Source organism: Streptomyces sp. MS19 (assembly GCF_047200595.1).
Taxonomy (GTDB): Bacteria; Actinomycetota; Actinomycetes; order Streptomycetales; family Streptomycetaceae; genus Streptomyces.
Genome location: NZ_JBJZOH010000027.1, coordinates 39,770 through 59,221, shown reverse-complemented (window position 1 = coordinate 59,221; position 19,452 = coordinate 39,770). Strand labels below are relative to the sequence as shown.

The following is a 19,452-nucleotide window of genomic DNA, read 5'->3' as shown; positions in this document are numbered from 1 at the left end:
TGGTCACGCGCTGTCGGCGAGCGCCAGCCGGTGCGGCGCCGCCCCGGTGAGGAGGGTCGTCAGCCCCGCGAGCACGTCGTGCCCGAGGAACCAGTCGCCCGTGTGGTCGATCGCGTACAGCCGTCCTTCCCTGTCCACGGCCAGCAGCGCCGTGCCGCCGCTCTCCTCGCCCAGCGGGCACAACTGTGTGTCGAGCGCATGCCCCAGCTCACCCAGCGTCCGTGTCCAGTGCAGCCCGCGCAGCGGGTCGATGACGACGCCGCTCGGCGCGTACGCCGCGCCCGGACCGGCCGGGTGCAGCGTGAGCGGCCCCAGCTCGGCCCAGGTCTCGAACGCGGCCGGGAACAGCGCGTGCGTCCGCCCGTGCGCCGACCGGTGCCCGCTGAGCGCGTCGGCCCACTGCTCGGCCCGCGCCGCGTGCCGCCTGCCCGGCTGCCACCCGGCCTCCGCGAGGGCCTGGTGGACGGTCCCCACGGCCCAGGGCGCGCCCGCCGCGGGCCCCGCGCGGTCGGGTCCCGGGCTGGACGCGGCGCTGACGCTGTGGACGCCGAGGCGGGCGTTCAGCATCGTGCACGTCCGGCAGTGCGGGGCGTACGCGCCGTGCTGCGGGTCGCCGTCCTCCCGGATGTGCCGCGTGGTGAGGCCCGCGCCCGCCAGCGCGTGCCGTGCCTGGTCGATGTCGGCGGCGCCCGCGTCGGTGAGGACGCGGGACAGCAGGGCGACCTCGGGGCAGCGCCCGAAGTGCCGTTCGCGCTGGGCGGTGCCGAGTTCGCCGAGTATGGCCGCGACCACCGGGTGGAGGGCGGGCATGGTGGCGCTGCGGATGGCCGTCGCGGTGAACGCGCCGCGCCCCGGCAGGGACAGCGCGGCGGCGGTCGTCGGGAGGATGCCGTCCCGGCGCCGCAGGAGCTCGGGAGGCGCCGGATGGACCGGCGGCTGCCCGTGGGTATCCGTTATCACGCACACGATCGTGCCACTGAACACGCGACCCCTTACGCTGTGCCGGAACAGCGTGAGAAAGCAGCAGGGGGCGTAACGCCATGACGACAGGTCGGCTCGGACAGCAGGCCGCGCCACCGAACAGGGCCTATGCCGGACAGGTGGTGCAGTTCCCGGACCCGGTGCGGGCGGCGCGCTTCCCGCTCGGAATACGGGTGGACGCGCAGGGCTATCCGGATTTCTCGCCGTACGCCAGGGCGGCGGCCGAGATCGCGGAGCCTCCCGACGGCTTCGGTGTGGACGAGCTGCGGCTGACCGACTACGTGTCGGCGAACGCCGCCCTGCACGCCGCGCGGCACGAGCTGTGGGCGGACCTGTCTCCCGTCGCCACGCCGCACGGCTGGACGTGGCACCACGTGGCGAACTCCCGGCGGCTCGAACTGATCCCCGTGGAGGTCAAGGCGCTCCTGCGCCACCACGGCGGCCTCGCGACCACCGCCGTGGACCAGCACAAGCGGGGCACCAGGCCGCTCAACGAGACGCGCCCGGTGCACTTCTCCGTGCCGCACGGCGTGGCCGTCCCCGAGGACCGCGTGCGCGCCGCCGAGGAGAAGCTCGGCTACCGGCTGCCGGAGGAGTACCGCTCGTTCCTCAAGGCGGGCGGTGGCTGCGCGCCCCGTGGCGTGGCGCTGGACGCGGAGCTCGGCCTCCTGATCGACCAGCCGTTCTTCACCCTCCGCGAGGAGGCGGCGGTCAACGACGTCGTCTACGTCAACAAGTGCCTGCGCGACCACCTCACGAAGGACTACCTGGGCGTCGCGTTCGCGCAGGGCGGCATCGTCGCGGTGAAGGTGCGCGGCGAGGACACGGGCTCCGTGTGGGTGTGCCCGTACGACGACGCGCGCGACCGCGACGGGCTGACGATCGAGCAGCGCGTCGCCGACCTGCTGCTGCCGTGCGGCACCGGCTTCGACGACTTCCTGCTGCGGCTCGCGGGCAACCCGCCCGAACTGGCGTCCGTGGCGGACCTGATGGTGGACGGCGGGTTCGCGCAGGCCGTCCCGGTGGAGGGGTGAGCGCGGTGGTCACGTTCGCACAGGCGCAGGAGCGCGCCGAGCGGTGGGTGAACGGCGCGCCGGACGACGGGCCGCGCCACGAGGTGCGGGTCCGCGAGTTCGACCTCGGGTTCGTCGTGTGGGCCGAGGACGACGCGAGCGGCCCGGTCGGCGGCAAGAAGCTCGTGATCGCGCGGGACAGTGGCGACACCACGCTGTGGCCCGCGCTGCCGGTCGACGAGGTGATCCAGCGGTACGGCGAGGAGTACGGGCCGGCCGCCGCCGGGGAGGCCGCCGCGCCGACCGCGCCGCAGGCGGGCGCGGAGGCGACGTCGTTCACGCTGATCCCGCCCGAGGTGCTGGCCGCGCGTCCGCCGGGCAGCCCGGCGCCGGAGCCGCGCGTTCCGGCCGACCCGACCCCGCCCCCGGCCCCGGTGCCCGCCGCACGGCCCGCGGCGGACGAGTCCACGCCGCCGCCGTCCGGCGCCCCCTGGGCGCCCCCCACGCCGTCCCTGGCGGCCGTGTCGCCGCCTCCGCCGCCGCCCGGCGCGTCGGTGCCGCAGCCGCCCTCGCCGTGGGACGACGTGGACGCCACGCCCGCCCGGCGTGAGCCGGCCGACGCCTCGCCGTGGGCCGGGACGGACACGTCCGAGTCCGGTGCGGGGACGGAGTCCGTCGCGCCGCCCGCCACCGTGTTCTCGCCGCCGCTGGCCGAGGACGAGGGGAAGCCCGCCGACAAGGCGCCTTCCGGGCCCACCGGCATGTCCTCCGAGGCGCGGACGGCGATCATGCCGCAGGGCAGCGGCCTGCCGCGCACCGCCGTGCACCCGTCCGTGCCCGGTGCGCCCGGTGCGCCCGGTGCGCCCGGGAAGCCGGACGCGCCCGGCGCCCCCGAGCCTCCGCAGGCCCGCGACACCCCCGCGAAGGCGGACCCGCCGCCCGCCCCGGGCGGCAAGGCGCCGGACGCCGCGGCCAACGCGTACGTCCCCACCCAGGCCGTCTCCCCCGAGGTGATCGCCGAGCTGAAGGCGGCCGCCGCGGGCCGCCCCGCCCCGCCGGACGCCAGTGACCTGGCGCCCCGGCCGCCCGGCAACCCCAGCCCGCTGGCGGAGACCGCCCTCTCCCACCGCCCCGCGCCCGACCAGGCCGTCCCGGGGCCGCCTCCCCCGCCGCCGGGCTTCGTCAGCAGCGCCCCGCCCGCGCCGCAGCCGGCGCAGCACCAGGGCGGGTTCACCCCGGCGCCCCCGCCCGCCGCGGGGACCCCGCCCCCGCAAGGCATCGGCACCCCTCCGCCGCCCCCCGCCCCCGGCGCCGGCTACGGCTATCCCCCGCCAGGCACGCCCACCGTGGGCTCCGGCTACATGGCCGTGCTCCGCTACCGCGCGCCCGACGGCTCCGAGCAGCAGCTCATCCGCCGCTCCGCACCCGGCATGCCGCACCCGGAGTGGCAGATCCTCTACGAGCTGCGCTCCATGAACGTGCCACCGCAGCAGGTCATCGAACTGCACACCGAGCTTCAGTCCTGCGAACTGCCCGGCGCCTACTGCGCCCGCATGATCCGCGAGACGTGGCCCCAGGTGCGCGTCACCCACACGGCCGCGTACGGGCGTGACCTCGCGTCCCGGCAGGCGGGCGTACGGCATCTGGTGGAGCACCAGGACGAGCTGAAGCAGTTCGCCGACGGCCCGCCGCGTTCCGCCCCCGTACGGGCCCCGCTCCAGCCGCAGCAGGCCGCGCCCGCCGTGCCGCTCGACGCCATCGGGCAGGAGCTGGTGCAGGCGTACGGGCCGCAGGGCGTCTTCCGCTACACGCCGCAGGCCGTGTCGCGGCAGGGTGTGCCGGAGATCGTGGCGCAGAGCCTGGTGTGGTCGGGCGTGCCGGTGGAGGTCAACCCGTTCTTCTGGGCGCAGGCCCAGGCGGGACGGCCGATCCCCACGCTGGGCGAGCTGGCGGTGGAGCGCGGCGTGCAGCCGGCGCCCGACGCGGGCTCGTACCTGGTCGTCGGCTCGGACTTCGGGCGGCAGCTGTGCGTGCAGTACGGGACGGCGCACATCGTCGCGGTGCCGCTGGAGGCGGGCCCCGGCGGGCAGCCGGTGCCGCCGCAGTTCGTGAACGCGTCGCTGCCGCAGTTCGCGCGGTGCATGGCGCTGCTCGGCCGCATGTGGCGGTTGCGCTACGGGCTGAACAGCGAGCAGGCCGGACGCTGGACCACCGACTTCCAGACCCAGCTCGGCTCCCTCGACCCGCAGGCGCTCGCCGACCCCGAGAGCTGGTGGGCCGTTCTCCTGGAACAGATGTGGGACGGCCTCCTGTAGGCCCTGCCTGACAAATCCCGCCCGGCGGCAGCGGCTGGCGGCGGACGGCGCTATTTGTCAGACACGGCCTTGCGGGGATCATGTCCTCATGACGGCTTTCCCGAGCGCACGCGGCCGTGGCTACCGGCCCGACCAGGTCGACCAGGTCGTGGCCGGTCTCAGCCGTGAGCGCGACGAGGCATGGCGGCGCCTGGGCGCGCTCGGCGAGCGCGCCGACGCGCTGGCCGACGAGGCGGCGCGGCTCGGCGCCGCGGTGGCCGCGCTGCCGCCGCCGGCGTACGAGTCGCTGGGCGAGCGCGCCACGCTGCTGCTCGCCGAGGTGGAGGCCGAGGCGGCGGCGCTGCGGGAGGCGGCCGACGAGGAGGCGCGCGGGCTGATCGAGCGGGCGTCCGCCGAGGCGCGCGCGCTGCGCGACGTGGCGCGCGCCCAGGCCGCCGACCGGCGCGCGGCGGCGGACGCGGCGGCGGACGACGTGCTCGGCCGCGCGACGGCGTACGCCGGTGAGCTGATGACCGAGGCCAGGCGCGAGGCGGCCGCGCTGCGCGACCAGGCGTCCGAGGCGCTCGCCGAGGTGACGCGCCGCTGCCGCGCCCTCGTCGCCGAGCAGCGCGCCAGGCACACGGCGGAGGGCCGCGCGCTGGACGAGCGGCTGGCGGCCGGGCAGGCGGAGACCGACGCGCGCGTGGACGAGCTGACGTCCCGTGGCGAGGCGCTGCTCGCGCGGGCCCGGGAGGAGCTGGCGTCGGCCGAGGCGACCGCCAGGGACCGCGAGGAGACGGCCGACGCGCGGCGCGCCGAGCTGCTCGCGCGGGCGCGGGAGCGGCGTCAGGCCATCGAGCGCGAGTCGGAGGAGCTGGCCCGCGAACACGGCGAACGCGCCGACGAGGTGCGCGCCCATCTGACGCACATCCGCAGCACCCTGGCGGCGCTCACGGGCCGTACGCCGCGCCGCGCGGCGCCCTGGGAACGCGACGGCTGACCGCCGCCCGGCTCGTACGTCTGCACGGGTGCGGCGGGCCGTGCCCCGGTATCCTGCGGGAATCCCCCATTTCCGAAGGACCGAAGGACGCGATCCCGTGAGCTCCAGTCGCCCGGCAGCCATCATCGTTCTCGCAGCGGGTGAGGGGACCCGCATGAAGTCGTCCACGCCCAAGGTGCTGCACGAGATCTGCGGCCGCTCCCTGGTGGGCCACGCGGTGACGGCCGCGCGGGGTCTCGACCCGGCGGAGCTGGTCGTGGTCGTGGGCCATGGCAAGGACCGGGTGAGCGCCCATCTGGCGGACATCGACTCGGGCGTACGGGCGGTGGTGCAGGAGCGGCAGCTGGGCACGGCGCACGCCGTGGGCGTGGCGCTCGCGGCACTGGCGGCCGACGGGGTGGAGCCGACGGGGACGGTCGTCGTGACGTGCGGGGACGTCCCGATGCAGACGGCGGCGACGCTCGGCTCGCTGGCCGCGACGCACGTGGCGGACGGCAACGCGGTGACGATGCTCACCATGGAGGTCCCCGACCCGACGGGTTACGGCCGTGTCGTGCGCGGCGCGGACGGCTCGGTGGTGGAGGTCGTGGAGCACCGGGACGCGACGGAGGAGCAGCGCGCGATCCGGGAGGCGAACGCGGGCATCTTCGCCTTCGACGGGCGGCTGCTGGCGGACGCGCTGGCCCGGGTGGACACCGACAACGACCAGGGCGAGCAGTACCTGCCGGACGTGGTGCGCATCCTGCGGGAGGACGGTCACCGCGTCGGCGCCTGTGTGGCGCCCGATCACCGCGAGCTGGTGGGGATCAACAACCGGGTGCAGCTCGCGCAGGCGCGGCGGCTCATGAACGACCGGTTGCTCGAAGAGGCCATGCTGGCGGGTGTGACGGTCGTGGACCCGGCGACGACGTGGCTGGACGTCACGGTGACGTACGAGCCGGACGCGGTGATCCACCCCGGGTCGCAGCTGCTGGGCGCCACCCATGTGGCGGCGGAGGCCGAGATCGGTCCTGGCACGCGGCTGCGGGACACGGTGGTGGGCCCTGGCGCGGTGGTCAACAACACGGTGGCGGACAGCGCGCACGTGGGGGCGGGCGCGAACGTCGGCCCGTACGCGTACCTGCGTCCCGGCACGGTGCTCGGCCAGGAGTCGAAGGTGGGGACGTTCGTCGAGCTGAAGAACTCGACGATCGGCGAGGGCACCAAGGTGCCGCACCTGTCGTACGTCGGGGACGCCACGATCGGCGACCACACGAACATCGGCGCCGCCACCGTCTTCGTGAACTACGACGGCGAGGAGAAGCACCACTCGACGGTCGGCTCGTACTGCCGCACGGGCGCCGACAACATGTTTGTGGCACCTGTCACGATCGGGGACGGTTCCTACACCGCCGCCGGGTCCGTCATCACCCGCGACGTCCCGCCGGGATCACTCGGCGTAGCCCGTGGCCAGCAGCGGAACGTCGAGGGCTGGGTGGGCAGGAAGCGCCCCGCCTCGGACGCCGCGCAGGCCGCGCAGGCGGCCCTGGCTGCGATGGAGCGGAAGCCGGGCGAAGCCTGACAGGTACGGTAGGGGATGCCCCCATAAGGGTGAACGAGCGCCGACGCGGCTACAAGGAGACACATCGTGACCGGGATCAAGACCACCGGCGAGAAGAAACTCATGCTCTTCACCGGCCGCGCCCACCCTCAGCTCGCGGAGGAGGTCGCCGCGGAGCTGGGGGTGGGTCTTGTCCCGACCAAGGCCGTGGACTTCGCGAACGGCGAGATCTACGTGCGTTTCCAGGAGTCGGTGCGCGGCGCCGACTGTTTCCTCATGCAGAGCCACACGGCGCCGATCAACAAGTGGATCATGGAGCAGCTGATCATGCTGGACGCGCTGAAGCGCGCGTCCGCACGCTCGATCTCCGTGATCATCCCCTTCTACGGCTACGCCCGCCAGGACAAGAAGCACCGCGGGCGTGAGCCGATCTCCGCGCGCCTGATGGCGGACCTGCTCAAGACGGCCGGGGCTGACCGGATCATCACCATGGACCTGCACGCCGACCAGGTGCAGGGCTACTTCGACGGCCCGGTGGACCACCTCTTCGCGCTGCCCGCGCTGACGAACTACATCGGCGGCCGGGTGGACCGCGACCGGCTGACGGTCGTCTCCCCCGACGCCGGGCGCGTACGGGTCGCGGACCGCTGGGCCGACCGGCTGGCGGCGCCGCTGGCCATCGTCCACAAGCGGCGCGACCCGGACGTGGCGAACCAGGTGACGGTGCACGAGGTCGTCGGCGAGGTCGAGGGGCGGGTGTGCGTGCTGGTGGACGACATGATCGACACGGGCGGCACGATCTGCGCGGCCGCGGACGCGCTGTTCGCCAACGGCGCGGCGGACGTCATCGTGGCGGCGACGCACGGCGTCCTGTCGGGCCCGGCCGCCGACCGCCTGAAGAACTCGCGGGTGAGCGAGTTCATCTTCACCAACTCGCTGCCGACGCCGAGCGAGGTGGACCTCGACAAGATCACCGTCCTGTCGATGGCCCCGACGATCGCCCGCGCGGTCCGCGAGGTCTTCGAGGACGGCTCGGTCACCAGCCTCTTCGAGGGCGACGCCTGATCCCCCTTCCCGAGCGGGGGAAGCCGCCCCACCGGCGGTGACCGGACCGGCCCTCCCCCGCCGGGCGCGTGCGCCCGCGCCGGACGGTGCGTCACGTCCCGGGCGGGCGAGAGGCCGGGCGGCGGAAGGCGTCGCGCCCGCCCGGCTTCCCTGACAAGGCCTCCGCGCCCCGGCACGGCAGACCGGCGGCGGCGTCCGCCGGGGCCGGGTCTGCTCGCGCGAGAGGGGTCGCCTCGTTCGCGCCCCGGGTCCCCCGTTGATCCGCCGCCCGCCCCCGCGTTCGTCACCGATGAGCACCGCATCTGCCGATACGTGCGCCCCGCCGGGAGTACGGGGCACGGCGGCCCGTCAGTAGACGGCGAGCCGGTCCACCAGCATCTGCACCCTCCGGTCGGTGTCCTCCGGCAGCAGGCGTCCCGTCCGGGTCAGGGTCGCCACGCCGTGCAGGCACGCCCAGAACACCTCGGTGAACAGCTCGGGGGCGACGCTGTCCCCGGCGACCCCGCCGAGGGGCTCCAGCAGTGAGGCGAAGGCGTCCTTGAGCGCTTCCGGGGTGTCCTCCTGGGCGTACGCGAGGCCGCCGTCGAGTTGGAAGATGGCGTCGTAGACGGCCGGGTTGCGTTCGGCGAAGTCGAGGTAGGCGCGGGCGAGGGCGTACACCCGGGCGCGCGGGCCGTCCGCGGCGGCGGTCGCGGCCCGCACGGCGGCGGCCAGCTCCGCGGCGCCCTGGAGGGCGACGGCGCCGATGATCTCGCGTTTGCCGCGGAAGTGGCTGTAGAGGACGGGCTGGCTGTACTCGATGCGCTCGGCGAGCCGGCGGGTGGTGACCGCGTCCCAGCCCTGCTGCTCGGCGAGTTCGCGGGCTGTCGCGACGATGAGGCGCTCCCGTTCCGCCCGCTCGCGTTCCTTGCGTTCCTGTACCGACATGATGAGACTCTAGCACCGCTAGACGAGAGAGCAACAGCAGTGTTAGCGTCGCTTCGTCAGCTAGCAGCACTAGACACCAAGGGGCTCGTCATGCTCACCGCGCTTGAGGTCGTCACCACCGTGATCGTCGGGATGATGGTGGGGGTGGAGTTCTCCGTCGCCTTCTTCCTCAACCGGATCTTCAACGCCCTCCCGGAGGACGGCGGCCAGCTCGGCCGGGCCCACGGCGGCCGCATCCTCGGCGCGGTGATGCCGTTCTGGTACATCGGCTCGCTCGTCCTCGCCGGCGTCTGGACCGCCGCCGGGTGGGGCGACGACGGCACCGGCCTCGTCGTCACCGCCGGCGCGCTGCTGATCGTCAGCGTGCTCATGTCGGTGCTGCTGCTCGTCCCGATCAACAACCGGGGCAAGACGTGGACCCCCGAGAACCGGCCCGCCGACTGGAAGCAGCAGATGGACCGCTGGGACCGCTTCCACTACGGCCGCGTCGCCGTCATCACCGCCGCGTTCGCCCTGCTGGTCACCGCCCTCGCCTGACCCCGCGGGCCCACCCCCTCCCCACCATCCCATCCCGGACAAGGCGACCCCAGGCTCTGAGCCCGCACAATCCACCAAGCCCGCCGGCTCACGAAGACTCCCAGGAGAACGATGTCCCTCAAGCGGATCAACACCGTCGTGACCACCGTCTTCATCCTCTTCATCGTCTGGTTCGGCCTGGAGTTCGTCCTGGCCCCGGAGGCGACGGCGCCGGCCTTCGGCCTGCCGAGCTGGCCGTCCGGCGACGGCGGCGGCTTCCTGGTCATCAAGGGGATACGCGACCTCACCCTGGCCCTCGTCCTGGCCGTCCTGCTGCTGACGGGCCACCGCCGGGCGCTTGGCTGGGTGCTGCTGGCGGAGTCCTTCGCCGCCTTCGGCGACATGACGACCGTGCTGGCCCATGACGGCTCCACGGCCACCGCACTCGGCGTCCACGGCCTGACGGCGGCGGCGATGGTGGCCGCCGGCCTGCTGATGCTGCGCGAGACACGCAAGCCGGCGACCTCCCCCGCAACACCGAAGGCAACGCCCGCCCCGCAGCCCGCCTGATCACCTCGGCCTCACCCGGTGGCGCCCGAAACGCCCCTCCCCACCGGACACCCACTTGACGCTCCACGGCACGGCCGACAACGATCGGGCCGCACGGTTCGCCGGATGCCGGGCGAAGGAGGGGCCGAGGAAGGGAGGGGCGCGGTGCGTGCCCGTTCTCTCGGCAAGGCCCTGAACTCCCCCTTCGGCGACTCCAGGACGTATGTCCGGCACCACGCGGAGGTGGAAGGAAACTGAGCCGGCTCACGGGAGACGAGTTCGGGCGGCTGTTCCACTCGTTCGAGCACACCGCTTTCCGCCTTGAGACACGCGAGCGCTACGACGTGGACCATGAGAACGACTCCTTGCGGAAGTTCCTCGCGAAGGAGCGGGACGAACTGCCGTGGATGCGGGACTGGCTGACCATGATCCGTGACGCGACGGCACAGGGACGCCGTTTCCACCGCGTCCGCGTCGTCAGCCTCCCGCTCAGCGACTACAGCCGATTCGGCGTGTGGTGCGCCCAGTTCACCAACGGCGCGGGCGAGGACATCCGCTACCTGACCCGGGACCGCGCGACCGCCGCCGGTCTTCCTCTCCACGACTACTGGCTGTTCGACTCGCACAGGCTGGTCCGCATGCACTTCGACGACAGCGACGCCTTCCTCGGCGTGGCATCACGCCGTCGGACGGGATGAGTTCGCCGCTGAACAGCACCTCGAATCCGTCTAGCGTCCACGAGGCCAGAGTGTCTCTCGGCCGGAGACTCCGTGAGCTGCGCCGGGCCGCCGGCCTGAACGGCAGGCAGCTCGCGGAGTCCCTGTCGTGGCCGCCGTCGAAGGTGTCGAAGCTGGAGAACGGACGCCAGACGCCCACGGACGACGACATCCGCCGGTGGTCCGACGCGACCGGCAGCCCGCAGGCGGCGGAAGCACTCCTCGCCGTGCTGCACACGCGGGAGGTGCGGCACGCCGAGTGGCGGGACGTCCTGCGGGCCGGCCTGCACCCTCACCAGCAGAAGCTGGCCTCGTGGGAGGCGCGCACACGCCTGTTCCGCGTCTTCGAGGCCACCGTGATTCCCGGGCTGCTACAGACCCCCGACTACGCGCGGGCCCGGTTCACCGAAGCGGCACGGCGGCTCGCCGCACCCAGCGGGATCGACGCCGCAGTGGCCGGGCGGATGCGCCGACAGGACATCCTCTACCGCGCCGACAAACGGTTCCACGTCCTGCTGACGGAGGCCGCGCTGCGGTTCCGCCTGTGCGCGCCGCACGCCATGCTCGGCCAGCTGGACCGGCTCATGTCGCTGTCGCAGCTGCCGAACGTGCGGCTGGGCGTCATCGCGTTCGAGACGGCCTACACCGTCGCCCCGTGGCACGGCTTCTGGCTCTACGACGACGCCCGGGTGGTCGTGGAGACGCTGTCGGCCGAACTCGATCTGCGCCAGCCGCAGGAGATCGAGCTGTACGGGGCGGCCTTCCAGCAGCTCGCGCAGGTCGCGTCGTACGGCCGGGCGGCCCGAACGGTCATCAACCGCGTGATCGAGGACCTCGCGCCGCACGCGGCCGACGATGGCGCCTGATTGCGCGACGTACGCGCAGTCGCCACTTTTTCGAGAAACCTGGAGAAATCTCCTGTTTCAGGGCAGGCGTCCGCCCCTACGCTCGCCGTTGACCGGACACCGAGGAGGGAGCGGCGGATGCCGAAGCACGGAGGCGGTACGGGAGACGGCCAAGGCGGCAGCCGGCAGGACGACAGCAACAGCGGGAGCAAGCATGGTGGGGGCGGATCGGACGAAGGGGGCAACACGTCCGACGGTTCCGGTCCCGCGACGGGCAAGTAGGGCTCTGTGACTGCGTGCGAGAGGGAGGCGGGCCCTTCGGGGCTCGCCTCGGCGCTCACCGCGACGGGCGCGCTGACCGCCGACTGGCTGCCCACGTTCCTCGCCGTTCCCCGCGAGCTGTTCGTGCCGGACCGGATCTGGCCGGGCATCGCGGACGGCACGCGGCAGACCGGACTGGTGGACCGTGCCAGGGAGCCCGGGGCGTGGCTCCGGGCGGTGTACTCGGACATCCCGCTCACCACGCAGTGGGACGAGGGGCGGCACACCGGTGACGGCCTGGGGACCACGCCGACCAGTTCGAGTTCCATGCCACGGATGGTGGTCTCGATGCTCGCCGACCTGGAAGTGGGTGAGGGGCACGGCGTCCTCGAAGTCGGGACGGGCACGGGCTGGAACGCCGCGCTGCTCGCCCACCGGCTCGGAGACGGAAACGTGGTCACCGTCGAGTACGACCAGGAGGTCGCGGCGGGCGCGAAGGAGAATCTGCGCCGAGGCGGACGCACGCCCACGGTCGTGGTCGGGGACGGTCGGCGCGGATGGGCGGGCCGAGCCCCGTACGACCGGTTGATCGCCACCTGTTCCGTCGGGCAGGTGCCCTGGACGTGGGTGGGGCAGACGGCCCCGGGCGGGATCATCGTCGCCCCGTGGGGGACGGAGTACGGGGGCGAGTGCGTCGTGCGTCTGACAGTCGGCGAGGACGGTACGGCGAGCGGGCCTTTCACCCGCTCAAGTGCCTTCATGCGGCTGAGGCAGCAGCGCACGCGGCGCCCGCCGTTCGCGGCCTACCTGAAGGGGCGGGCGTGGCCCGCGGGCGGTGCGCGGAGCACCACGATGCTGTCGCCGCAGGAGATCGGCGGATGGGTGGAGCAGTTCGTGATCGGGCTGTGGGTGCGGGAGGCGTTCTGGCGTGCCGAGCGCTATGACGACGGGTCGTACACGCTGTGGACGTACAGCACGGACACCCGGTCGTGGGCCACCACCGACTACGAACGGGGAACCGACACCTATGTGGTCGTCCAGTCGGGGCCGCGCAGGCTGTGGGACGAGACGGAGGCGGCGTTCCGCTGGTGGGTGGATCACGGCCGTCCCGGCTTCCGGCGATTCGGTCTCACCGTGGACAGGCGGGGCGAACGGGTGTGGCTCGACCGGCCGGACAATCCTGTGGTGTGACCCCGGGCGGGGGGTGTCAGGTGACGTGGGACGCGATGGTGCGGGCGCAGGGGAGGGGGGTTGTGTGGGTGGTGTCCACTTCCAGGTCGTAGGTCACGCCCCGGTGCACGGTCTCCGCCTGCGAACGCGCCATCCCCGCCGTCCGGTCGCCCCGCGCCGTCTCCCGCAGGGCCGCCACGTCGGGGGCGCAGTGGACGCCCACCCACAGGACGTCCAGGCCGTCGAGCGCGTCGCGCCAGCGCTGCTGGGAGGCGGCGCCGCCGAGGAACACATCGTCCACGACGAGCCGCGCCCCCGCGCGGGCCGTCGCCGCGAGGCCGCGCATCCACGCCGCCTCCAGTTCGCGGAAGCCCCCGCCGACCCGCACCGCGCCGTCCGCCGCGAACTCGATGCCCTCCCCCGGTTCCCGCAGCGCGGCGGGCAGCGCGTCCACCAGCGCGTCGATCCCGAACGCGAGCCACGGCCCCGGCAGGACCGCCTGGAGGCACCGGGCGATCGCGGTCTTCCCCGAGCTCGACCCACCGTTGAGCAGAATCACGTGCGTGGTCATCGCGTCAATCTAGTCGCGGCGCGCGCACGTCACCTCCCGTATCGCCGCGCCACCGCCGCGAAGGCGGCCTTGGGCTCCCAGTCCATGTCGGGGTAGGCCTGCCCCCGGCCTCCTTCGAGGAGTTTGACGATGCCAAGGCCCGCCCGGTCCAGGTCGTCCCTGGGGTCGCCGTCCGGGCGGTGCGGGTAGCCGGCCAGGGCGAAGAGGTAGACGAACGCGCTGTCCACGCCTTCGGTGTCGAAGATCTCCAGCAGCTCGTCCAGGTACGCGGCCTGGCCCTCCTCGTCGCGCTCGTACACGCCGTTCAGCCGTACGGGCGCCCTGGTCTCCGGGTCGTGCTCGACCACGTCCAGCACCCGCCCGCCGCGGTCCCCCGCGCCCTGGTAGGCCGCGGTGCCGAAGCCGGTGATGGCGAGCGGTTTCGGGCCCTGGGCGAGCGTGCGGACCCCGTCCCTGAACCGGTCGGCGACCTCGGCGGAGCGGATCAGCTCGTACGTGACGATGTCGAAGGGCGTCCAGTCCACCTGCTCGAACTGGATGGCCGCGTACGTGAGCCTCCCCCCGAAGCGCTCGCGGACGGCGGCAGCGGCGTCGCGGAGGAACGCGTTGACGCGCGCGCCGAGTTCGCCCATCGCCTCGGCGGGTCCCCCGGGTCGGCTCAGCAGCAGCGCGACCCGTTCCTCGGGGCTGTCGCCCGGCAGGAACCCGCGGTTCATCACGCTCAGTTCGACCCCCGCGACGAACACGACCGTCGCGCCCTCCCGCCGGAGCCGTTCGGCCCGCTCGGCGCAGTCGCGGAAGAGCGCGAGGATCTCCTCCGGTTCCGACTCCAGCGGGTAGGGCGAGAACCAGACCTCCAGGCCGAGCGCGGCGGCGGCAGCGGCGGCCTGCTCAAGACGGTCCGGGTCGCCGCCGGTGATGTGGACCGCGTTGCAGTGCAGGTCGTCGCGGATGACGGCGAGTTCGCGCCGGACCAGCGCCGGGTCGGACCGTTCGTGGGAGATCCGGCCGTCCACGACGAATCCGGTGTCGTAGGTCATTCCTCTTGCCCGCATGGCGGCGCACGTCCTCTCGGCAGGTTCCTGTCGTCGGGGCCGAGACTCGCAGGAAAAGTGCGTGCACGCAAGTTTGCGCGCGCGCAGTGAGATGTGGAACGCTGCCCCCGTGACGACACCACCGCCGGGGCTGCGGGAACGGAAGAAGCAGGCCACGCGCGACGCGCTCCGCGAGGCGGCCCTGCGCCTGGCCGTCGAACGCGGCCCGGAACACGTCCGCGTCGAGGACATCGCCGAGGCCGCCGGTGTCTCGCCGCGCACCTACAACAACTACTTCGCCAGCCGCGAGCACGCGATCGTGTCCGCCGTCACCGCGGACCGCGAGGCACGGATCGCGGCAGCGGTCGCGGCCCGGCCCGCGGGAGTACGCCTCGCCGACGCCGTCACCGAAGCGGTGGTCGAGCAGTACACGGACACCGGCGAACGCGCCCGCGAGGTCTTGCTGTTGATCACCACCCGGGCCGCACTGCGTGACGCGTTCCTCGGCAGCACGGCAGGCATCGAGCCCCCTCTCACGGCGGCGATCGCCGAACGCCTGGGCGACGCCGCCGGACCGCACACGCCCCGCGTCCTCGCGGCGAGCGTGGCGGCGGCGGTCCGCATCGCGCTGGAGGGCTGGCTCCAGCCGACCGGGAACGCCGGAGGGCTGGTCGTGCCCTCCGGCCCGCTCCCCGACCGGCTCCGCGCGGCACTGGCCCCGCTCGCGCCCGCGTTCGACGCCGCAGAAGGCCCGGCCGGGGTCAGTCCTCGGGATCAGGGTCGGGGTCGGGGTCGGGGTCGGTGAGGATGCGGAAGGCGAGTTCGGTTTCGGTGGGGAGGGCCCGTCGTAGGTGTGCGGCGTGGTCGAGTGCGGCGAAGACGCCGAGGCCGAGGGCGACGTCCGCCGGGTCGGGGGCGGTGGTGTCGAAACCGTCCGGGTTCTCGCCGAGGGCGATCAACGCGCGGCGGTAGGCCCGCCACCAGGCCCGGTCGGTGCGGACGAGGGCGCGGCGGGCGGTTTCGGTGGGCCCCAGCGCCGCGACCACTCCCGATACTGCTCCGAGCGCGCCCGCCACCACGACCTGGCCGATGAGCTTGTGGACCACTTCTCCCCCTCGCTGGTCATGGCAGCCCCGGGTATGGAGGGCTCCTCACTCTTCTCGATCAGTCCGCGCCACCGCCGCCCCAGCAGCGTGCGCGGCCCACAGAACCACCGCCGCGCCCGAGGCCGGGGAACAGGCGACGGCGCACCGGGAACGACATACAGGCCCGGACCGTCCACCTCCCCGAAGTCGGCGACGGACGCCTCAAGCTGCTCCACACACCGCCCACACGCATACAACGGCGCCTCACCCGGCGGCGACGCCACCACGACATCACCCACCCTGGTCACCAGCGTGACCCGGTGCCCGCACCACAACCAGCAGGCACCCACCAACCACTCCTGCACCCTCACCCCTCGCCCTCCCCGGCCCTGGCGAGCACACGCAGCAGGTACAGGAACGCGCCGAACAACCCGAGCAGCACACCACCACCCACCACAGCCCCCACGGCGAGAACGCTCCCGACACACCGCAACGCCGCCATCACACCGCCCCCTCGTCCACCGGATCGAGACCGAGGCTGAACCACATGCTCTTACCGACGACTTCACGGTCACACCCGAAGCCCAGACACATCGCCCGCAGCATCCACAACCCCCTCCCCGACTCGGCATCCCACGCGGGCTCACGAACGACCGGCACACACGGCGACCGGTCCTCCACCCGGACCGTCACCAGCCCGCCGCCCATCACCACCGACAGACAGCAGTACGGATCACCGGCGTGCCGCACGACGTTCGCAAGGAGTTCGGACAGCCCCATCCGGGCCGTCTCGACCGTGGCATCCGACGCACCCCACGCCCGCAACACCAGCGCGACCGTCCGCCGCCACGTCTCGATCCCCCGGGCCCGAGCCAGTAATTCCCAGGCGAACACCTCTGCGTCGGTCGCCGATCCTGTGATGACGGGCATGAGACACCTCCAGCCGCGAAGCGCGGACATGGGCAGCACGGTTCCGTGCACACAGCGGGGTCGTCCGACGCCGTTGCGTGCGGAAGCCCAGCATGTCCAACGCGTGACTCGTCGTCAAGCCAAAGTTTGGCTAATAGCCAAGCTTTAGCTCACGTGTTCGTCAAACCTGGGAGCCGACCCGTGAGCCTCCGGAGTAATCTCACCTTCACGGTGAATCAGCGAAGGGGTACGCATGGCTGTCGTCTCCAGCGGTGGACCGCTGGCCGCGCGGCGCAAGCTCGGCAACGCGCTACGCGTCCTGCGGGATCAGCACGCTTTGACGGCCGAGGAGGTGGGAGGGCACCTCGATTGCCACCTGACCAAGATCAGTCGGCTCGAACTGGGCAAAAGAGCCTGTACCCAGCGAGACTTCGATGCGTTGATGGATCTGTACGACGTGGGCGACGAGCAACGTCAAGAGCTTCAGGCGCTCATGATTCGGGGCAGACAGCGTGTCGCGCCATGGTGGGATGCCTACAGTGACGTCATCACTGCGAGCTATGCGGAGTTCCTGACCTATGAGGCGGAGGCTGCCGCGTGCTTGGAGTACCAGCCGCTCGCCATTCCGGCGCTCTTTCAGACCGAATCGTATGCGCGGGCCATCAGCGGACCGGGATTCACTCCCTTGGGACCGGATCAAGTTGACAGCTTGGTCGAGGTCAAGCTGCGCAGGCAGGAGCGGCTCCGCGAAGAGCACCCCCTGGCCATCGAAGCGGTGGTGACCGAAGCGGCGCTTCGCTCACAGGCGGGTAGTGTCGAGGTGATGCGCGAGCAACTGCGTGCGCTCCGCAATGTCTCGTCGTTGCCCCATGCCTCCCTACGGGTGATCCCGTTCGAAGCGCTGGGGAACGGCGGCGCCACCGGCGCTTTCACCCTGTTCGGAGCAGGCGGTGGCAAGGATGCGGACGTGGCCTTCATGGAGTCCGTGGAGCGCACCACGTTTCGCGATGACGCGATTACCCTCCGCCGACTGAACCGACTGCACAAAAACCTTGCCGAGGCAGCCCTTTCGAAGGAAGGTAGCCTCGAACTGGTGGAACGTATCGAGAAAGAGACCAGGTAGATGAACACTCAGGCCGACCTGTACGCGGCCGACCTTTCCAGCGCGGAGTGGCGTAAGAGCTCACGTACAGTGAACAACGGCAACTGCGTCGAGGTGGCCGAGATTTCCGGCGTGGCTGGCGTCGCCGTTCGTGACTCCAAGAACCTGGACATCCCTCCCACCCGCGTCTCGCGCGGAGCATGGGACACGTTCCTGGGCGCTGTCGCCGCCGACGCCTTCCCGACGAGGTGACCGCAGCTATGCACCTGTGTCCCCGCCCCCTATCGGGCGGGGACTGTCCAGGTCAAAGCACGTGGTAAGCCTGGCGGGCGTTCGTCGGCTTCGTCAAGGACTGACCACTCCCTGACAGCCGAGGTCCTGGCCGGGCAGATCGGGGGCTGAGCGTCGCCGTCTTCGCGGGGCGGCGTTACGGGGTGAGCGCTTCGGCGAGCAGTTCTCGCAGTTCTGTCCCGGCCCGGCTGGTCCCGTACGGTGCGGCCTCCTGGTGCAGGTCGCTCAGGCTGTCGCCCACGCGCGGTGAGCCGATGCTGCGGAAGACGCCGAGGGCGCGGTGGGTCTGCGCGAGCGCGGCGTCCACGTCGCCGATGGCGAGGTGTGTGCGGGCCAGGCCGATGGCGTCGAAGGCGGCGGACCGTACGCGGTGCTCGGGGCGGAGGCCCCGGGCGCGGTTGAGGAGTTCGAGCGAGGACTGCGCGCGGACGCGGCGGGAGGGCCCGTGGTCGTGCTTGACCGCGATCTGGTGGACGACACCGAGCGTCGCGCACAGCTCGGCCTCGTCGAAGAACGCCATGTGCGGGGGTTCGACGGCCGGATCGACGGTGGTGAACAGTTGCCGCGCCGTGCCCGCCGCCCGTTCGCTCTCGGGGATCTGCCCGAGGATGGCGTGGAAGCGGGCGCGGAGGGCGGCGAGCATGGCGCGGGTCGCGGGGGTCGCCTCGTGACGCGCGCCGTATTCGGCGAGGCTGACGAGATCGAGGGCTTCCCGGTAGTGCCCGAGGTGGGACATCTGCCGGGCCATGCACTGGAGGATGTGCGCGCCCAAGGCGCGGTCGCCTGCTTCGCTCGCGGCGTGCAGGGCGGTGATGAAGAGGCGCTGCGCGCTGCGGTGCTTGCCCGCGTCAAAGGTCATCCAGCCCGCTACGGAGCCGAGGTCGGCGACGGCGGCGAACAGGGCACGGGCAGTGTCCTCGTCGCGGTAGCTCGCGGTCTTGAGAAGGTCGTTGGCGTCGGCCATCTGTGCGACGACGGCGCGGCGGGAGAGGACTCCGCCATGCCGGTTGTCCGCGTCGCGGAACACGGTGGTGACGGCGCGGATGCCCTCGACGTCCGTGGCCCCGATCCGGCCGCCGCGCGCGGCGAGGGCGGACGGGGTGGCGGTGGCCCACTGGTGCAAGGGCACGAGCAGGTCGTCGCCGGTGTGTACGTCCCGGGCGTCGTCGGAGTCACGGCTGTGCGGCACCATCATCTCGCTCCTGGTCAGGTGGTCGATCGCGGCCACGGTGGGCGCGGGCTGCCAGGCCATCGCGGGGCCCGTCACCACGGGGGCCCGCCGGTCGGGGAAGGCCAGGTCCGCGCTGGTCAGCAGGACACCCGTACGGTCGCTGAGGAATTCGGCGATGAGCTGGGGCATGGGCGGGGTGGGGACCTCGCCGGCTCGCCATGCCCGCACCCGTCCCTCGGTCGTACGGACGCCCCGTATCCCGGCGGCCTGGGCGCGGCGGTTCACCTCGCGGGCGAGCGCGCTGTTGGAGATACCGGCCTGCGTGAGCCAGCAGGCCAGGGCCTCGTTCGGCCGCCGGGTCCCCGACATGGCCACGCGTCCTCCTGTGCCCCTTGCCGCCGCTGCCGCCGTG

20 protein-coding genes are annotated in these 19,452 nt (G+C 72.8%); 13 read left to right on the top strand and 7 right to left on the bottom strand.

Annotated features, from left to right (window positions below):
* Positions 1–3: 3 nt before the first annotated feature.
* The gene (locus ACL02R_RS22230) at positions 4–960 is read right to left on the bottom strand and encodes an SUKH-3 domain-containing protein (protein WP_412798729.1); all 957 of its coding nucleotides are present in this window, start codon (positions 958–960) and stop codon (positions 4–6) included.
* 80 nt (positions 961–1,040) lie between these two features.
* Here ACL02R_RS22230 and ACL02R_RS22225 point away from each other — a divergent pair, with 80 nt between their 5' ends.
* From ACL02R_RS22225 to ACL02R_RS22205, 5 genes are all read left to right on the top strand, one after another.
* On the top strand, positions 1,041–2,015 hold the full coding sequence (locus ACL02R_RS22225) for an HNH endonuclease (protein WP_412798728.1): 975 nt from the start codon (positions 1,041–1,043) through the stop codon (positions 2,013–2,015).
* A 5-nt stretch (positions 2,016–2,020) separates the two neighbouring features.
* Positions 2,021–4,309: an SUKH-4 family immunity protein gene (locus ACL02R_RS22220; RefSeq protein WP_412798727.1), complete on the top strand. Its 2,289-nt coding sequence runs from the start codon at positions 2,021–2,023 to the stop codon at positions 4,307–4,309.
* An 88-nt stretch (positions 4,310–4,397) separates the two neighbouring features.
* Complete coding sequence (locus ACL02R_RS22215) at positions 4,398–5,288, top strand: cellulose-binding protein (protein ID WP_412798726.1); 891 nt, start codon at positions 4,398–4,400, stop codon at positions 5,286–5,288.
* A gap of 97 nt (positions 5,289–5,385) precedes the next feature.
* Positions 5,386–6,849 (top strand): bifunctional UDP-N-acetylglucosamine diphosphorylase/glucosamine-1-phosphate N-acetyltransferase GlmU, encoded by a 1,464-nt coding sequence (glmU, locus tag ACL02R_RS22210; RefSeq protein WP_412798725.1) that lies wholly within the window; start codon positions 5,386–5,388, stop codon positions 6,847–6,849.
* 66 nt (positions 6,850–6,915) lie between these two features.
* Positions 6,916–7,893 (top strand): ribose-phosphate diphosphokinase, encoded by a 978-nt coding sequence (locus tag ACL02R_RS22205; RefSeq protein ID WP_362958088.1) that lies wholly within the window; start codon positions 6,916–6,918, stop codon positions 7,891–7,893.
* A 348-nt stretch (positions 7,894–8,241) separates the two neighbouring features.
* Here the strand turns inward: ACL02R_RS22205 and ACL02R_RS22200 are convergent, their stop codons facing one another.
* The gene (locus ACL02R_RS22200) at positions 8,242–8,820 is read right to left on the bottom strand and encodes a TetR/AcrR family transcriptional regulator (protein WP_412798724.1); all 579 of its coding nucleotides are present in this window, start codon (positions 8,818–8,820) and stop codon (positions 8,242–8,244) included.
* Positions 8,821–8,910: 90 nt separating this feature from the next.
* Between ACL02R_RS22200 and ACL02R_RS22195 the strand changes: the two genes are divergently transcribed.
* The 5 genes from ACL02R_RS22195 to ACL02R_RS22175 all read left to right on the top strand — a co-directional run bounded on the left by ACL02R_RS22195 (position 8,911) and on the right by ACL02R_RS22175 (position 12,898).
* Positions 8,911–9,357: an anthrone oxygenase family protein gene (locus ACL02R_RS22195; protein ID WP_412798723.1), complete on the top strand. Its 447-nt coding sequence runs from the start codon at positions 8,911–8,913 to the stop codon at positions 9,355–9,357.
* 111 nt (positions 9,358–9,468) lie between these two features.
* Positions 9,469–9,906 (top strand): DUF4267 domain-containing protein, encoded by a 438-nt coding sequence (locus ACL02R_RS22190; protein WP_412798722.1) that lies wholly within the window; start codon positions 9,469–9,471, stop codon positions 9,904–9,906.
* Between the two features lie 83 nt (positions 9,907–9,989).
* On the top strand, positions 9,990–10,583 hold the full coding sequence (locus tag ACL02R_RS22185; RefSeq protein WP_412798742.1) for a DUF6879 family protein: 594 nt from the start codon (positions 9,990–9,992) through the stop codon (positions 10,581–10,583).
* Between the two features lie 50 nt (positions 10,584–10,633).
* On the top strand, positions 10,634–11,467 hold the full coding sequence (locus tag ACL02R_RS22180) for a helix-turn-helix domain-containing protein (RefSeq protein ID WP_412798721.1): 834 nt from the start codon (positions 10,634–10,636) through the stop codon (positions 11,465–11,467).
* 267 nt (positions 11,468–11,734) lie between these two features.
* A complete protein-coding gene (locus ACL02R_RS22175) occupies positions 11,735–12,898 on the top strand; it encodes a methyltransferase domain-containing protein (protein WP_412798720.1) in 1,164 nt (387 codons plus the stop codon).
* 16 nt (positions 12,899–12,914) lie between these two features.
* Here ACL02R_RS22175 and cpt read toward each other — a convergent pair whose 3' ends face one another.
* Entirely contained in the window at positions 12,915–13,448 is a 534-nt protein-coding gene (cpt, locus tag ACL02R_RS22170) for a chloramphenicol phosphotransferase CPT (RefSeq protein ID WP_412798719.1), read from the bottom strand.
* A 29-nt stretch (positions 13,449–13,477) separates the two neighbouring features.
* Positions 13,478–14,488 carry a hypothetical protein gene (locus ACL02R_RS22165; protein ID WP_412798718.1) on the bottom strand — a complete coding sequence of 337 codons (1,011 nt, stop codon included), beginning with the start codon at positions 14,486–14,488 and terminating at the stop codon, positions 13,478–13,480.
* Positions 14,489–14,612: 124 nt separating this feature from the next.
* Here ACL02R_RS22165 and ACL02R_RS22160 point away from each other — a divergent pair, with 124 nt between their 5' ends.
* Positions 14,613–15,287, top strand: coding sequence for a TetR/AcrR family transcriptional regulator (locus tag ACL02R_RS22160; protein WP_412798717.1), 675 nt, complete (start codon positions 14,613–14,615; stop codon positions 15,285–15,287).
* Here ACL02R_RS22160 and ACL02R_RS22155 read toward each other — a convergent pair.
* Together ACL02R_RS22155 and ACL02R_RS22150 are read right to left on the bottom strand one after the other, a co-directional pair.
* Positions 15,244–15,588, bottom strand: coding sequence for a hypothetical protein (locus ACL02R_RS22155; RefSeq protein ID WP_412798716.1), 345 nt, complete (start codon positions 15,586–15,588; stop codon positions 15,244–15,246). The genes ACL02R_RS22160 and ACL02R_RS22155 overlap by 44 nt on opposite strands.
* A gap of 480 nt (positions 15,589–16,068) precedes the next feature.
* Entirely contained in the window at positions 16,069–16,497 is a 429-nt protein-coding gene (locus ACL02R_RS22150) for an ATP-binding protein (protein ID WP_412798715.1), read from the bottom strand.
* A 232-nt stretch (positions 16,498–16,729) separates the two neighbouring features.
* Here ACL02R_RS22150 and ACL02R_RS22145 point away from each other — a divergent pair, with 232 nt between their 5' ends.
* The gene (locus ACL02R_RS22145; RefSeq protein ID WP_412798714.1) at positions 16,730–17,599 is read left to right on the top strand and encodes a helix-turn-helix domain-containing protein; all 870 of its coding nucleotides are present in this window, start codon (positions 16,730–16,732) and stop codon (positions 17,597–17,599) included.
* Entirely contained in the window at positions 17,600–17,830 is a 231-nt protein-coding gene (locus tag ACL02R_RS22140) for a DUF397 domain-containing protein (RefSeq protein ID WP_412798713.1), read from the top strand.
* Between the two features lie 175 nt (positions 17,831–18,005).
* Here ACL02R_RS22140 and ACL02R_RS22135 read toward each other — a convergent pair whose 3' ends face one another.
* Complete coding sequence (locus ACL02R_RS22135; RefSeq protein WP_412798712.1) at positions 18,006–19,409, bottom strand: transcriptional regulator; 1,404 nt, start codon at positions 19,407–19,409, stop codon at positions 18,006–18,008.
* Positions 19,410–19,452 lie beyond the last annotated feature (43 nt).

Bases quoted from the DNA above. Each gene is read 5' to 3' on its own strand.
- ACL02R_RS22225 (WP_412798728.1), top strand. From the start codon at position 1,041: ATGACGACAGGTCGGCTCGGACAGCAGGCCGCGCCACCGAACAGGGCC.
- ACL02R_RS22215 (WP_412798726.1), top strand. From the start codon at position 4,398: ATGACGGCTTTCCCGAGCGCACGCGGCCGTGGCTACCGGCCCGACCAG.
- ACL02R_RS22200 (WP_412798724.1), bottom strand. From the start codon at position 8,820: ATGTCGGTACAGGAACGCAAGGAACGCGAGCGGGCGGAACGGGAGCGC.
- ACL02R_RS22195 (WP_412798723.1), top strand. From the start codon at position 8,911: ATGCTCACCGCGCTTGAGGTCGTCACCACCGTGATCGTCGGGATGATG.
- ACL02R_RS22190 (WP_412798722.1), top strand. From the start codon at position 9,469: ATGTCCCTCAAGCGGATCAACACCGTCGTGACCACCGTCTTCATCCTC.
- cpt (WP_412798719.1), bottom strand. From the start codon at position 13,448: ATGACCACGCACGTGATTCTGCTCAACGGTGGGTCGAGCTCGGGGAAG.
- ACL02R_RS22165 (WP_412798718.1), bottom strand. From the start codon at position 14,488: ATGACCTACGACACCGGATTCGTCGTGGACGGCCGGATCTCCCACGAA.
- ACL02R_RS22150 (WP_412798715.1), bottom strand. From the start codon at position 16,497: ATGCCCGTCATCACAGGATCGGCGACCGACGCAGAGGTGTTCGCCTGG.
- ACL02R_RS22145 (WP_412798714.1), top strand. From the start codon at position 16,730: ATGGCTGTCGTCTCCAGCGGTGGACCGCTGGCCGCGCGGCGCAAGCTC.
- ACL02R_RS22140 (WP_412798713.1), top strand. From the start codon at position 17,600: ATGAACACTCAGGCCGACCTGTACGCGGCCGACCTTTCCAGCGCGGAG.
- ACL02R_RS22135 (WP_412798712.1), bottom strand. From the start codon at position 19,409: ATGTCGGGGACCCGGCGGCCGAACGAGGCCCTGGCCTGCTGGCTCACG.